This window comes from Nitrosospira sp. CT, assembly GCF_059489795.1.
In genome coordinates, this window is record NZ_JCAHZJ010000065.1 from 25250 (window position 1) to 39491 (window position 14242).

Consider the following 14242-nt stretch of genomic DNA (forward strand, 5'->3'; position numbering starts at 1 on the left):
GGATGAATACTGACTGACGCACGCTTCCGCCAATAAAAAACCCCGCAGCCGCGGGGTTTTTTATTGCACAGCTTATTGCACATCGGTACAGCCGGTGCGGACAAACCTTACATGTCCATGCCGCCCATGCCGCCCATTCCACCCATACCGCCCATGCCGCCGCCCATACCGCCGCCGGCACCTTCTTCCTTGGGAATTTCCGCTACCAGCGCATCAGTGGTGAGCATCAAGCCCGCGATGGACGCGGCATGCTGCAAGGCATAACGCGTCACTTTGGTGGGGTCGAGCACGCCCATCTGAACCATGTCGCCATATTCGCTGCTGGATGCGTTATAACCGAAATTCTCCGTCCCTTCCAGAACCTTGTTGATGACCACGGAAGGCTCATCACCGCAGTTTGCGACGATCTGGCGCAGCGGCTCTTCCAGAGCACGCAGAACGATCTTGATGCCAGCATCCTGGTCGTGGTTGTCGCCTTTCAGGTTCGACACCGCGCTACGGGTGCGCAGGAGCGCGACACCGCCGCCAGGAACGATACCTTCTTCCACCGCAGCCCGGGTAGCATGCAGCGCATCTTCCACCCGCGCTTTTTTCTCCTTCATCTCGACTTCGGTAGCCGCGCCGACCTTGATCAACGCTACCCCGCCAGCCAGCTTCGCGACGCGCTCCTGCAGTTTCTCCTTATCGTAGTCGCTGGTCGCTTCTTCGATCTGAGCACGAATCTGCTTCACACGGCCTTCGATGTTCTGGGTATCCCCGGCGCCGTCGATGATGGTGGTTTCTTCCTTGCCGACTTCCACCCGCTTGGCTTGCCCCAGGTCCGCGAGAGTTGCCTTTTCCAGCGAGAGACCCACTTCTTCGGCAATCACCGTGCCACCGGTGAGAATAGCGATATCCTCGAGCATCGCTTTGCGGCGATCCCCGAAGCCTGGCGCTTTCACTGCGCAGGTCTTGAGAATGCCGCGAATATTGTTGACCACCAGCGTGGCGAGCGCTTCGCCGTCGACATCTTCGGAGATGATCAGCAACGGCTTGCCAGCCTTCGCCACCTGTTCCAGCACTGGCAGCAAGTCCCGGATATTGGAGATTTTCTTGTCATGCAACAGGATGAACGGGCTTTCCAGCAGTGCGATCTGCCTGTCCGCGTTGTTGATGAAGTAGGGTGAGAGGTAGCCGCGATCGAACTGCATGCCTTCGACCACATCCAGTTCGTTCTGCAGTCCGGAACCATCCTCCACCGTGATGACGCCTTCCTTGCCAACTTTTTCCATTGCATCGGCAATGATCTTGCCGATCTCCGGGTCGGAATTGGCGGAAATGCTGCCCACCTGCGCGATTTCCTTGCTGGTGGTGCAGGGCTTGGAAAGTTTCTTCAGCTCTTCAACCGTAGCGACCACCGCCTTGTCGATTCCCCGTTTGAGATCCATGGGGTTCATCCCTGCGGCGACATACTTCATGCCTTCCTTGACAATGGATTGCGCCAGAACGGTAGCCGTAGTCGTTCCGTCACCGGCAACATCGGAAGTCTTGCTGGCGACTTCCTTTACCATCTGAGCGCCCATATTCTCGAACTTGTCTTTCAGTTCGATTTCCTTCGCTACTGAAACACCATCCTTCGTGATGGTGGGTGAGCCGTAGGAACGCTCCAGTACGACATTGCGTCCTTTGGGTCCGAGAGTGACTTTTACCGCATCGGCCAGAATATTGACCCCGTTCACCATCTTGTGGCGAGCTGAATCGCTGAATTTAACCTCTTTCGCTGCCATAATCCGTTTCTCCTAATTTCCAGAAAATATTGTGCAAGACGTCTTGCGAAAATTAACCATTAACCTTCAACAACGCCCATGATGTCTTCTTCGCGCATCACCAGAAGTTCTTCTCCCGATATCTTCACGGTCTGCCCGGAATACTTGCCGAACAACACTTTATCGCCGACTTTCACTTCCAGCGCGCGGACATTGCCGTCATCGCCGACCTTGCCTTTGCCCACGGCGACAATTTCGCCCTGATCCGGTTTCTCCGCGGCACTGTCAGGAATGACAATACCGGATGCGGTCTTGCGTTCTTCTTCCAGCCGCTTGACGATGACGCGGTCGTGTAAGGGACGAATCTGCATGTTTTCTTCTCCTGTGTTTTAAAAAATTAAAACGAATGAAATCCTCCGGGATTGCCTGAATTCGGTTTCCCGAGTTATTACTCATTATCGAAATTATTAGCACTCAACGCTAATGAGTGCTAATAATAGGGTTTGCGACGCTGAATTTCAAGTGGATGAGGGACTCTGCCCACAACTTTTTTCCATTCTCCGCACCTTCCAATGGCTTTGACTATGATTGAATGCGAATGGCCTACAGCCTGTCCCTTCAATTCTTTTCCCAGAGCGAAACACTGATTCTCTCAGTCCATCAGTAAAAGGAGGCAGACATGCAAGCTACACAGCCTACAACCCCGCCCGCCCAGACACCAAATCTGTATCAACTGAGCGGCAAAAATCTCAATATCACCTATTCGACCAGCGGCATAGACGGCAAGCCGCATTTCAGCTATCAGGATTTGCAACAAACGCTCGACTTTACCGGTGATGAAATCCGAAGTGTGGAAACTGAAATCGGCACGCTTGTCAGCGTTACAATCCGGATGACGGTGGATACAGGAGGAACTACTTTCAGCCTTTTGCTGCCTCGCATACAGATACCCGGAGAACAGACGGTTCCTGTACGAACCATTGGTATCACCACCCTCCATAGATTCTCTGTCCTGCCGATAAGCGGACAGCGCGATTTCTACACCGTAACCCGCCTCAGCGGATCGGCAGAACGGGTATTCTTCTAGGTGTTTTCTAAGTTTTTGTCCCGCTGTATGACAACATGGAGTATTGCCATACAGCGGAACCATTAATTCAGCGAGCAAACAGTACAAACGTCATACCGGCGGAAGCGGACATTCAGTGACGTTCAAAGCACGCCATTATTGGTTTGGACCGGATTGCGGTTTACTGGATTACGAGTCAAGCCCGGAATGACGAGATTCATAGTATTTTCTGGCCGGATCAATAAACGCTTACGCAAATCCGCATTGGAAATTCCAGCTTTCCTTTCACCTTACCCCCACAAAATATCTGCTTGACCATCACTTCCCTGGCGGATCCCTGTACTTCAGTACGATGGACAGGGCGCCGGGGACATTCCTAGAATGAGAACGCATATTCAGGAGGAATGCGAGGATTCCTGGGCCTTCTGCCTTTTGCTGGGGCCGCCTGCTGGCTGAGCATCCGGTCTTTGCCATGGCTCTTCATCTCTTGAATACATCGAACACATCCAACTCATCAAACACAAGGATTTGCCATGTCAGCTCAAATCGACGCTCGCCAAGGGGGTAACGCAGGCATGAACGTATTGTCAAAAATACTGCACTCCCAACGGTTCCATGTATACAGCGGCATGCTGCTGGCGGGATTATTCGGATTCTTTGCCTGGGCACACTTCAACAAATACCTGGAAACAGGGGAGTGGACGCTGTTGCTGGTCATCCTTTCCGAAACCCTGACAACGGGATTCTTTATCTTCCGCAGCTTCCCGCAGACTGTTTCCGTGACGCCGTCCGACTGGCTGGTCGCGATTGCCGGTTCCTTCGCACCACTGTTTCTCCGTCCTGCAACCTGGGGCGTGTTTCCGGCGGCAAGCAGCATCATTGCGCTCGGCACCCTGCTACAGATCGTCAGCCTGCTATCCCTTAATCGCAGTTTTGCGCTCGTCGCGGCCAAACGTGAAATCAAGACGGCCTGGATGTACGGTATCGTGCGCCACCCGCTCTATGCCTGTTATTTCCTCGTGTTTGGCGGCTACGTGCTGGTGCATACGACGCTCGCGAACGTGCTCATCTTTGCGGCGACCATGGGGTTGCTCTGGGTGCGGATCCAACGCGAGGAAAGACATCTTGCCCTGGATCCGTCCTACCGCACCTACATGCTCCGGGTACGTTACCGGCTCGTGCCGTTCGTGTTTTAGCGGGCCGGGATTACCACGATTACCCCAGTTTTATAGGCTCCCTATTTTTATAGACCCCATATGGCAAACCCCATCGGTGAACTGCTGGTTCGCGAAGGCTTGATCTCGTCCGCCCAGCTGGCGCAGGCGCTTGCCTGCCAGAGGCAGGACAATGGCCGCCTGGGGGACATCCTCGTCTCCCTTGGCTTCCTCACGGCAGATCAGTTTCATCAGTTCTTCCAGCCTGTCCCGCTGGTCCCGCTGAAAGTGGTGGACACCGGCCTGAGTGAAGCTTTTCTCACCGACCTGCTGCTCAAGGCCGCCTATCTCGAGGCTGGCACATTCTCCTTGCAGCAGGTTTCCGATACGCTCTCTCTCCCTTTCAGCGTGGTCGATGAACTGGCGGAACTGATCAAGGCAGACCAATTAGCGGCCATCCGCTCCGCTGGCGGATACAGCCGCGTATCGCATATCTTCGAGTTGACCAAGCGCGGGCGGGAAAGAGCGGAAGCCGCCCTTGATGCCAGCCGTTATGTAGGCGCGGCACCGGTCCCTCTGCGCGACTACTGTCGCGCCCTGGTGCGGCAATGCGTCCGTCAGGTCGAAGTGGACGATGAATGGATCCGGCACTCCCTCAAGCACATGGTCATCGGCGAGAGAATGCTCAGCCAGTTGGGTCCAGCATTTGGTTCGGGACGTTCCATCTTCTTCTATGGTCCGCCGGGAACAGGAAAAACAAGTATTGCCGAAATATTGGGCCGCGCGCTGCCAGGACACATCTATATGCCGCAGGCGATAGAGGTGAGTGGCCAGGTGATCCGCCTGTTCGACCCCTCGATTCACTTCAGCGTGGAAGATGAATCCAGGGAAGATACCGGTCTTGACCTGAGCCAGAGCATGAAGCATGACCCCCGCTGGAAAAAATGCCGGCGTCCGGTAGTAATGGTAGGCGGGGAACTGACCCTGGACATGCTCGACCTGCGTTATGACGCCAGCAGCAGATTCTACGAAGCGCCGATCCAGATGAAAGCCGGCAACGGCGTCTTCATCCTCGATGACTTTGGCCGCCAGCAGGTGGAACCGCGCCAACTGCTCAACCGCTGGATCATACCCCTCGAGCGCGGCACCGATTTCCCCACGCTCCATACCGGCCTGAAGTTCGAGATTCCCTTCGACCAGATCACGGTTTTCTGTACCAACCTGCGCCCGGGGGATCTGGTCGATGAGGCCTTCCTGCGCCGTATTCGCCACAAGATACAGGTGCAGTACCAGACCGAAGACGAGTTCAGGGAAATCCTGCGGCGCGTGTGTGAGGGACAGGGAATTGCTTACGATGCGGAAGCGGCCGAATATCTGCTGGATAATCATTACCGCAAGGCCAAGCGGCCGCTGACGGGCAGCCACCCGCGGGATCTGATGGAGCATATCGTGGATCGCGCGCGTTTCATGCGGCAGCTTCCGGAATTGACACCCGAGACTGTGGACCTGGCTGCGGCCAGCTATTTCGTGGAGATGTGACGAAGCGTTGGAGATGTAACGAAGCGCCCATGGCAGAGCCCCGGGGCGCAGGGGGTAATCGCCGCATCTGCACACTGCACACTGCTCACATTTACGCCGACTCAGACTCGCGCCCCGCGCCGTGCTCCTGATTCGCCTGCTTTGATTCGCCCGCTTTACTCGACGGCTCCGCCAGTTCCTTGCGCGATCTGCACCCCGCGTGAGCTCTCCAGGTAAGCCCCCTGCCGCGCAGCGTCCTTGCCCAGCATCACCCGCACATGAATATCTTTGCGAAGATTGTAACTTTCGACCATTGGAGCTCCCACCGGCATCAGTCGGCTGATCTCCTCGGCCACTCCGGAATGACCCGGCCGGTAGTGTATTTCCGTCAGGACTTGCTGATACGGTTGCCGGTCGGTGAGCCGGGCCGTGGCAAATCCGTTCTGCTGCAGAAAATCGGACACCTGCTGGGCCATGCGGGGCACGCCGTTACCGTTCGAAACCTCGATACGGATGCCCTGGCCGGAAAACTTTCCGGAATTTTGCGGAACAGCGATCCTGCCGATTACTTTACCTGGAGGTATGGCTGCCACTACCTCCGTTTCGGTCATCCGGAACTCGAATACACCGGGTGTAACCTGCACCAGCCGCGCGCCAGCACTGCATGACAGCTTCTGTTTCTCTCCTGCTGCGACTGCCACGGGAGGCAATATGGCCGATATAGCAGCAGAAGCAGTACCAGCGGCAGTACCGGCAGCAGGCGCTGCCGCGGAGGCTGTGGAAGATTCAGAGCCCGCCCTGGTCAGCACGGCAACCTTGTCATGCCGTCCCGCCTTCATGTAGATGGCGGCGAGGTTGCGGCGCACCCGCTGGTTTTGCGGCTCGAGCAACAGCGCCCGCTCGAACGCTGACACGGCTTCAGCTTCCTGTCCCTTCACCAGGTGCGCATAACCGAGATTATTGTGCAGATGGGCTGCCAGCGGAGCTATCCCGATTGCTTTCCGGAAATACTGCAGCGCCAGTTCATGCCGATCCTGAAGGCAATGGGCGACGCCCAGCCCATTGTGCGCCTCGACATGGCCGGGGTCTGCCTCCAGCGCCTTCTCGTAGGCGGCGATGGCTTCCGCATGGTTGACCCTGGCCTGGTAATATCGTCCAAGCTGATACATCGCGTCCGCACCGCGAACTGCATGGTTGACTTCCATCACTGGCTTGATGCTGACAGCCTGCCCGGCCTTGTTCTGATACCCCGGATACAACGTGCACCCGCTCATGAGCGATACGCAACCCATCGCCCATGCAAGCTGTCTGATTCTGAACATGATCATTCTCCGCTCGTTACTGGCTCCCGAGAGTGGGGAGCAGCACACGATAGATGTTGATGAAAGCCGGCCCCATCAGCACCAGCAGGAGCGACGGGAAGATAAAGAAAATCAGGGGGAAAAGCAGCTTGAGCGCGATTTTTGCCGCGGCTTCTTCCGCCCGCAGTCGGCGGGTGGTGCGCAGCGTGTCGGAATGCACGCGCAGGGAAGCGGCGACGCTGGTGCCGAAGCGGTCGGCCTGGACCAGCATGGAAACCAGGGCCTCGACTTCCTCCACGCCGGTACGCATGGCAAGGTTGCGCAGCGCCTGCTCGCGGGTCCTGCCGGCACGCAATTCCAGGCTGACCAGATGAAGCTCGTTGGCGAGGGCCTTGCTCCTCAGGCGCATTTCTTCCGCCACCCGCACCATGGCGGCATCCAGTCCCAGTCCGGCCTCGACGCACACCGTCATGAGGTCGATGGCATCCGGAAAACTCTCGAACAGCTCCCGCTTGCGCTGCGAAACCAGGCGCGCCAGCACCATGTTGGGCAGGTAATAGCCGAATGCCGCCAGGCTCAACAGGACGAACAGGACGGCATTGGTACTCAGTTCCAGGCGGCCGATGCCCACGTAAAGCAGGAAAATCGCCGGCAAAATCAGCGCCAGTCCCGCCTTGGCCGCGAAGTACACCATCGGTACCGAGCGGGCATGGTAGCCTGCGTGCATGAAGCGCGTGCGCAGCACGGAGGTTTCCCAGCCCTCGCTCGGCAGGGCCAGCCTGGCGAGCGGACCCGCCAGGTTGACCATGGTCCGTTCCCAGCCGTCTCCGGCCTTCTGCTGCCGCCCAGAATCTCCCGCGGCAACCTGATCGAGACGGGTTTTGGTGGGACGCGGCGCCAGCGCCCGCATCACCCCGAAGGCGGCTCCGGCCACGGTGATGAAAATCATCGCCAGGTAGGCGATCTGCACAGGTGTCATGTCTCGGCTATCCTCATGGTTGGCATTGTCAGTGAAACTGCTTCATACCCGGATCTTGATGATGCGCGACATGACGAAGATACCGGTTACCATCATTCCCAGCGCCGTTCCCACCATCATCAATCCTATGGGGTCGGTCCACAATACCGTCAGAAACCCGGGATTGACGAGATTGATCATCAAAGCCGCGCCAAACGGCAGGCAGGAGAGAATCCAGGCCGACAGCCGCCCTTCGGCGGAAAGCACGCGGATTCTCCCCAACAGCGTCAAACGCGCGCGGATCAATCCACTGATCTTGTCGAGCAGTTCCGCCAGGTTGCCGCCGCTTTCGCGCTGGATCAGCACGGCGATGACAAAATAGCGCAAGTCGGTGATGGGAACCCGCGTGGCGAGATTCATGAGCGCATCCTGCACCGAGACGCCGAAATTGATCTCATCGAATGTCAGGCGGAACTCGTCGGCAGCCGGCTGGGGTCCGTCGGTGGAGGCCAGCTGCAGCGCGCCTGAAAAGGCGTGGCCCGCCTTCAGCGCGCGCCCCATCAGGTCGATCACTTCCGGCAGCTGCCGCTCGATTTTCTCCAGGCGCTTGCGTTTCGCGCTGAGCGTGAAAAACAGGGGGAGCCCGCTTCCCGCCGCCCCCGACAGCAGCGCGACCGTAAACGGCAGGCCCAGCAGCGCGGCGCTCGCCATTCCTCCGAGGGCGGTCATGGCCGTGTAGCCCAGGAAGTGGGTCACCATCAGGGACATGCCGGATTGCTGCAGCAGGCGGTCGAGGCTGTGAATGCGTGGAATCTGCAGCAGGAAACGCTCCAGCGCCGGCGAACTGCTCAGCAGCCGCTGCTTCATCAGTCCCGTCTCGGCATCTCCCCATCCCGCGGAAACGGCCTGCAAACGTTCCTGGATGCGTTTTGCTTCCGGCCCGCGGTGCGCGTGCCAGGCCAGGTAGCCCCCTTCCAGCAGCAGCACGACCGCAAGGAAGCAGAATATGAGAAACAGATAGTAAAGAAGGTCCATTCCCGTCTCCTCGCCCGCTATGTATACCGGCGCGAGGGATCGAACAGCTCCTCGCGCAGCGGTATGCCGTATACACGCAGGCGTTCGGCGAACTTGGGGCGAATGCCGGTAGCGCGGAAATGTCCCTGCACTGATCCGTCCGCCGCGATGCCCGTCTGCTCGAAAGTATAGATTTCCTGCATGGTGATGATGTCGCCCTCCATGCCGGTGATCTCCTGTATGCTCGTCACCTTGCGCTTGCCATCGGTCAGACGCAAAACCTGGATCACCACCCAGATGGCCGAACTGATCTGGTGACGGATCGCCTTGATGGGCAGGTTCAGCCCGGCCATGTTCACCATGTTTTCGACCCTGCCCAGCGCATCCCTCGGCGTATTCGCATGGATCGTGGCCATGGAGCCTTCATGGCCGGTGTTCATGGCCTGCAGCATGTCCAGCGCCTCGGCGCCGCGCACTTCCCCGATGATGACCCGGTCGGGGCGCATGCGCAGGCTGTTCTTCACCAGCGCCCGCTGCGAGATTTCGCCCTTGCCCTCAACGTTGGGAGGACGCGTCTCCAGCCGCACCACGTGGGGCTGCTGCAACTGCAACTCGGCTGCATCCTCGATGGTCACGATCCGTTCGGAGGAGGGAATGAAACCGGACATGATATTGAGCAGCGTCGTCTTGCCGCTGCCGGTGCCCCCGGAAATGAGGATGCTGCACTTGCCCTTGACCAGCCCGCTGATGATCTCCCCCATCTCCGGTGTCAGTGACTTGTATGCCATGAGATCATTCATCTTGAGCGGCTTGACGGAAAAACGCCGGATCGAAAGCATCGAGCCATCGATCGACAGGGGCGGGATGATGGCATTGACGCGGGAACCGTCGGGCAGGCGCGCATCGACCATGGGGCTGGACTCATCCACGCGCCGCCCGACACGCGACACGATCCGGTCAATGATTTTTCTCAGGTGCTTTTCGTTGGCAAAGTGGGCGTCGGTCAGTTCCAGGCGCCCGCGCCGCTCGACATAGACCTGGCGATGGGTGTTCACCAGGATATCGGAGATGGTCGGGTCCGCCAGCAGGGGCTCGAGCGGGCCCAGGCCGAGCACTTCGTTCTGGATGTCGCGGACGATGCCCTGGCGCTCCGCCTCGTTGATCGGGACGGATTCCTCGACCAGCAGCCGCTCCACCAGGTTCCTGATCTCCATCAGCAGGCGTTCGGCCGGCAGGCTTTCCATGACTGCCAGATCCACCCGGTCGAGCAGCTTCTGATGGACGCGCGCCTTCAACTCCTCATAAGCGGGGATATCGTGCAGAGCCGTGACAGGCGCAGGGTGATGCTCGGCCAACCCGGTTTCCTTCACGCTCTGGAGACGTTCTCGTATCGACATGACTGTCAGTCCATAAAATCGGGGTTATCTAGAATGCAAACAGCTTCCTGAGCAGGCTTCCCTGGCCGGCGCTGCGGCATAATTCATGCGCAATCTCCTGCAACGACTTCGCCACCGGACTGCGGGGTGCCAGCCTGGTCGCGGGGATACCCTGGTTGACCGAACTGGTGACGACGGCATAATCATTCGGCACCACCTTGAAGATCTTCAGGTTCAAGGTACTCTCGATATCATCGAGCGTGATATCGGCATTTTTCTTGTAGCGGTTCAAGATCAGCCGAATCTTTTCTTCCGGATAGTTCAATGCGGCAAACGCCGCCGACATGCGTCTGGCGTCCCGGATGGAGGGCAGGGTCTGCTGCAGTACCGGGAAAATCAGATCGGCGCGATCCAGCGCCTGGATCGAAATCCCATCCAGTTCGCGTCCGACATCCAGGATCACGAAGTCATAATGTTTCATCGCGACCTGAAAGAGCGGATTGATGTGCTCCGGTCTTATCTCCGCGGCCTTTTCCGGACTTTCGGGCGCAGCCAGCATGCCGAAATTCGGCAATACCTGGATCATGCTCGAGTTGAGGAACGATCCATCCAGTCGCTGGATCTGGCGCGCCACATCGGCAATCGAAGTGGTGGGCGCATCATCCTGCACGAACAGCGCGGCATCGCCAAACTGCAGATTGAAATCGAACAAGGCAACCCGCTTGTTTTCCTGCGCGGCCAGGGCATAGGCGATATTGGTCGCAAGAAATGTGGCTCCACTGCCGCCTTTGCAGGGAATGAACGCCAGCACCTTGCACTCATGCATGGGCATCCGCGCCAGCGCGAGTCTCTGCTGAAAGCGCTCGACGGCATCGATCACCACATGGCGGGTCAGTGGCGTCGGCAGCACTTCGCGAATGCCGGCACGCATGACTTCGATGAGCAGCTCGGGAGGCTGGGCCGGGCACAGCATTACCATCCCTACATCCGGAAAACGGGAGGTAACGCGATTGAGCACCTCCAGTTCCATGGAACTGAAGTACTGCCCCTCCAGCATCAGCAAATCAGGCTGTTCCTGCTCCGCCACGGCCGCGACCTGCTGCACTCCGCCTATCAGGCTGATCAGCGGATAAGGCTTGTCGGCTTCGGCCAGAAATCTCTGGATGGTGCTGGGATATTGCGAATCTTGCGCGACTACGGCGATCTTCAATTTTTTGCCTTCCCTTATTCTTTCCTGGTTGAGTTTCCTGGCTGTCTTTCCTGCCTGTCTTTCCTGGCTGAGTTTTCACCATTCCGCCGGATCAGCTGCAATCCGGATTGGCCTCGCCCCCTGCATTCATGCCCATGCTTTCGCGCGGGAGGGTCGTAGCGAAGGGAGGCATGTTCAGATTCAACGGCACGAACGGAATGAATGTTGCAACATTCAGGCCGGTGATGCTGACGGTGACCGACCGGCATGAACTGACGTCACAGCCGGATGGGGTATAGGCAATATCGATGGTGCCCGGGGTCAGGATGTTGAGCATGTTGCCCATGCGGGTTTTGATGATTGCCGCGTCCTTGCCGCACACCACCGCCAGTCTCGCCCCCAGCCGCGTGGCCTCGGTCGCGGTGTTCCAGTAGAACAGCACCCGGCCCATTTCGATGATGCCGAACAGCAGGATGAACAGAAGCGAGGCGATAAGCGCGAATTCGACCGCGGCAGCACCCCGTTGCCGGAACCGGTTCGCATGCGGCGACAATCGGCAAGGGCGGCGCGCATTCATCACAACTGCCTCATCGTGGCGTGGATATCGCTGAACGGAATGGTATCGGCGGCAGCCCCCAGCAACCGGGCCGGATTGAAGACAAAATTGAAGACATATCCCGTAATCCTGACCTCGACCAATGTAACCGTCGTACCCGCGGCGGTGGTCGTAGCGCTGGACGCAATCGTCACCATCCCGGTCGTCAGCCCCGGCGCCAGAGCGGGCCCGCTGCAACTGGTATTGCCATGTACCGCCAGGCATCGAGCTTCCTCCAGCACTGGCCCGTAGGAAGCCGGATCTTCAGGATTGTGGTGCGACAGCAGGCGCGCCGCATCGCGCACCGTCTTGACGAGCGTGTTGTACTGGTACAGCGCGCGGCCATACTCGGCGATGCCGAACGCAAGCAGCAGCAGGGGAATCAGCAGCAGGGCGAATTCCACGGCGACCGCGCCGCGCATCGCCCCATGCTTCGTTCCCCGGCCCGCGCGCGAAAATGTCCGCATGCTGTATGTCCGTCTGTCGTATGCCTGCTTATCCAGAGTAGTCATGACGGTAATCCTCATCGCACCAGCACCGGGACGAGCGGGCCGCCGCTGGTGGCTCCACCGGGTACGCCGGAACTCGCGCAGGGACTGCCCTCGTCGTCCGACCGCCCGAGGTATTCGAGATACATGCGGTCGGCTCCGGTGCCGGTGCCTCCCGCGTTGGTATTGATCGGATGCAGCATCAGGACGCACGCCCATGACTGAACCGGTGCAACCGTCGAGCCGCTGGTGAAGCCGCTGCAATCCAGCACGGCGGCGGTCGCCAGCCGGCGATCCCCGCCGCTTGCCTGGAGGGTGGCCGAGTTGATGACCGTTCCATTCGTGCGCAGCCCGGTAGTGGTGTCCCCCTGGTAGGGTGCATACACCGCCCGTTTGCTCCTGAAATCGGCAAACGCATTGAATTTGGAGGGCCAGCTTCCCGCGGCGTCGGTATAGGCGCGACCGGTATAGTCCGGTATCGACTCCCCCTGCTTGACGCTGCCCTGATAGATGCCGAAACGGCTGTTCCAGTGGGCCGCGAGCGAAGACATGACGCCGGCTTCGCCGACCTCCGTGCCTATGGCGGGAAGATTGCACACCCCCGGACCCGTCAGGATGCCTCCCAGTTCGGAGGCCCCGCCGCCGGGCGGCGTGTAGTCCACCCACATGAAATTACCCGTCAGATTACCGCTTCCGCTACCGGACCCGCCGGGGCCGATCACGCTCTGCAGCCACGTGCCGGGCGGCGTCGAGGGCGTGATCGCGCTGCTGCAGACGCCTACCGGGACAGCGCAGGAGGTCACTTGCGAGGGGGTGCGGGTGGCCACTGCGGCGGCCGCGACTGCCTGGTCGCCGATCGTTACTCCCGGCAGAAGATTGAGCACCTGGATGAACCAGTTGGCAATTCCGGTGCGGCCCACCGTGCAGCGCGCATACTGCATGAGCACGGCTTCCGTCGGGCCGATGGCGGCCTTGGCCTGGTAGACGCCGTTGAGCGTCTGGCTGAATGTCACGCTGTCGTCAACGGTCAGCGCGATCATTTCATCCTGGAAGAGGACATCGTGACGCATGCCCGCGGTCATTCCCGCGGCTTCGGCCAGGACGAGCTGATTGGTATTGGCCCCGGTGAGTTCCCGCGCTGCCGCCAGCGCGCACGCGTCGGCGCTGTTCTGCAGCTCCGACTTGGCGACATAGAGCTTGCCCAGGTCCAGCGCCAGGCCGGCAAACCCCACCAGGACGACCAGCGACAGCGCCACGATGATGGCGACCACGCCCCTTTCCTGGCGGCAGCCTAAATGGCTCTGATCTCGACCCCGGTATGGGCTCCGGTATCGCGGCGACCCGTCTGTAGTCTGCTTCATGGCCTTGTCTTCCGTCCCACTGTCTCACTATCCACTGTCGCACTTCCTAACTCTAAACGTGCTCGCTCTGCCGAATCGGTATTACCTGCCAAACATTCCGCCACCGCCCCCGCCGCCGCTTCCGGCCCTGCCGCTGCCGACGTTCACCACGCCGCCTGACAAGGCTGGCCGGGGATTCACGAACGATTCACGGTAGCTGTCCACGGCGGCGTCGCCCGCCTGCCCGTCGATTCCCTCCACCGGAGCGTTGTCACGCGAGGCATTGGGATTGGCGATCTGCTGGGTACGGGCAATGTTCACGGCAATGCCGGACTGTGCATCCAGCCGCGGCGTGGCAGGTATACATCCCGCCAGAGTGAGAGTAGCGATCACAACTGCTGCCAGAACAGCTGCCCTGCCTGGGTGCAATCTGGCTGGAGTGGCGGTTATCAGGTTTGTGTGCATGCTGAGTGCGTCCTTATCGTCTTTCATTTCACT

Annotated in this window: 14 protein-coding genes; 3 read left to right on the top strand and 11 right to left on the bottom strand. The window is 59.2% G+C overall.

What is annotated here, in order from left to right:
* Positions 1 to 107: 107 nt before the first annotated feature.
* Positions 108 to 1766 (bottom strand): chaperonin GroEL, encoded by a 1659-nt coding sequence (gene groL, locus AC52W5_RS11175; RefSeq protein WP_074975503.1) that lies wholly within the window; start codon positions 1764 to 1766, stop codon positions 108 to 110.
* A gap of 59 nt (positions 1767 to 1825) precedes the next feature.
* On the bottom strand, positions 1826 to 2116 hold the full coding sequence (gene groES / locus AC52W5_RS11180) for a co-chaperone GroES (protein WP_074975504.1): 291 nt from the start codon (positions 2114 to 2116) through the stop codon (positions 1826 to 1828).
* 308 nt (positions 2117 to 2424) lie between these two features.
* Here groES and AC52W5_RS11185 point away from each other — a divergent pair, with 308 nt between their 5' ends.
* The 3 genes from AC52W5_RS11185 to AC52W5_RS11195 all read left to right on the top strand — a co-directional run bounded on the left by AC52W5_RS11185 (position 2425) and on the right by AC52W5_RS11195 (position 5504).
* Positions 2425 to 2832 carry a hypothetical protein gene (locus AC52W5_RS11185; protein WP_495671054.1) on the top strand — a complete coding sequence of 136 codons (408 nt, stop codon included), beginning with the start codon at positions 2425 to 2427 and terminating at the stop codon, positions 2830 to 2832.
* A gap of 512 nt (positions 2833 to 3344) precedes the next feature.
* Positions 3345 to 4007, top strand: a complete 663-nt coding sequence (locus AC52W5_RS11190; RefSeq protein WP_495671055.1) for a methyltransferase family protein — start codon at positions 3345 to 3347, stop codon at positions 4005 to 4007.
* 60 nt (positions 4008 to 4067) lie between these two features.
* Positions 4068 to 5504: a DUF8689 domain-containing protein gene (locus tag AC52W5_RS11195; protein ID WP_495671056.1), complete on the top strand. Its 1437-nt coding sequence runs from the start codon at positions 4068 to 4070 to the stop codon at positions 5502 to 5504.
* 155 nt (positions 5505 to 5659) lie between these two features.
* Here AC52W5_RS11195 and AC52W5_RS11200 read toward each other — a convergent pair whose 3' ends face one another.
* From AC52W5_RS11200 to AC52W5_RS11240, 9 genes are all read right to left on the bottom strand, one after another.
* A complete protein-coding gene (locus tag AC52W5_RS11200) occupies positions 5660 to 6805 on the bottom strand; it encodes a LytR C-terminal domain-containing protein (protein WP_495671057.1) in 1146 nt (381 codons plus the stop codon).
* Between the two features lie 16 nt (positions 6806 to 6821).
* Positions 6822 to 7763, bottom strand: coding sequence for a type II secretion system F family protein (locus AC52W5_RS11205; RefSeq protein ID WP_074975508.1), 942 nt, complete (start codon positions 7761 to 7763; stop codon positions 6822 to 6824).
* 42 nt (positions 7764 to 7805) lie between these two features.
* Complete coding sequence (locus AC52W5_RS11210) at positions 7806 to 8777, bottom strand: type II secretion system F family protein (protein WP_495671059.1); 972 nt, start codon at positions 8775 to 8777, stop codon at positions 7806 to 7808.
* A 17-nt stretch (positions 8778 to 8794) separates the two neighbouring features.
* Positions 8795 to 10153, bottom strand: a complete 1359-nt coding sequence (locus AC52W5_RS11215) for a TadA family conjugal transfer-associated ATPase (RefSeq protein WP_074975510.1) — start codon at positions 10151 to 10153, stop codon at positions 8795 to 8797.
* Between the two features lie 28 nt (positions 10154 to 10181).
* A complete protein-coding gene (locus AC52W5_RS11220; protein WP_074975511.1) occupies positions 10182 to 11342 on the bottom strand; it encodes a CpaE/TadZ family protein in 1161 nt (386 codons plus the stop codon).
* Positions 11343 to 11433: 91 nt separating this feature from the next.
* On the bottom strand, positions 11434 to 11898 hold the full coding sequence (locus AC52W5_RS11225; protein WP_074975512.1) for a TadE/TadG family type IV pilus assembly protein: 465 nt from the start codon (positions 11896 to 11898) through the stop codon (positions 11434 to 11436).
* Positions 11898 to 12428 carry a TadE family protein gene (locus AC52W5_RS11230; protein WP_256210531.1) on the bottom strand — a complete coding sequence of 177 codons (531 nt, stop codon included), beginning with the start codon at positions 12426 to 12428 and terminating at the stop codon, positions 11898 to 11900. The genes AC52W5_RS11225 and AC52W5_RS11230 overlap by 1 nt, the downstream gene beginning before the upstream one ends.
* An 11-nt stretch (positions 12429 to 12439) precedes the next feature.
* Positions 12440 to 13675, bottom strand: coding sequence for a pilus assembly protein TadG-related protein (locus AC52W5_RS11235; protein WP_495671060.1), 1236 nt, complete (start codon positions 13673 to 13675; stop codon positions 12440 to 12442).
* 171 nt (positions 13676 to 13846) lie between these two features.
* The gene (locus AC52W5_RS11240) at positions 13847 to 14236 is read right to left on the bottom strand and encodes a tRNA dimethylallyltransferase (protein WP_081363639.1); all 390 of its coding nucleotides are present in this window, start codon (positions 14234 to 14236) and stop codon (positions 13847 to 13849) included.
* Between the last annotated feature and the right edge of the window lie 6 nt (positions 14237 to 14242).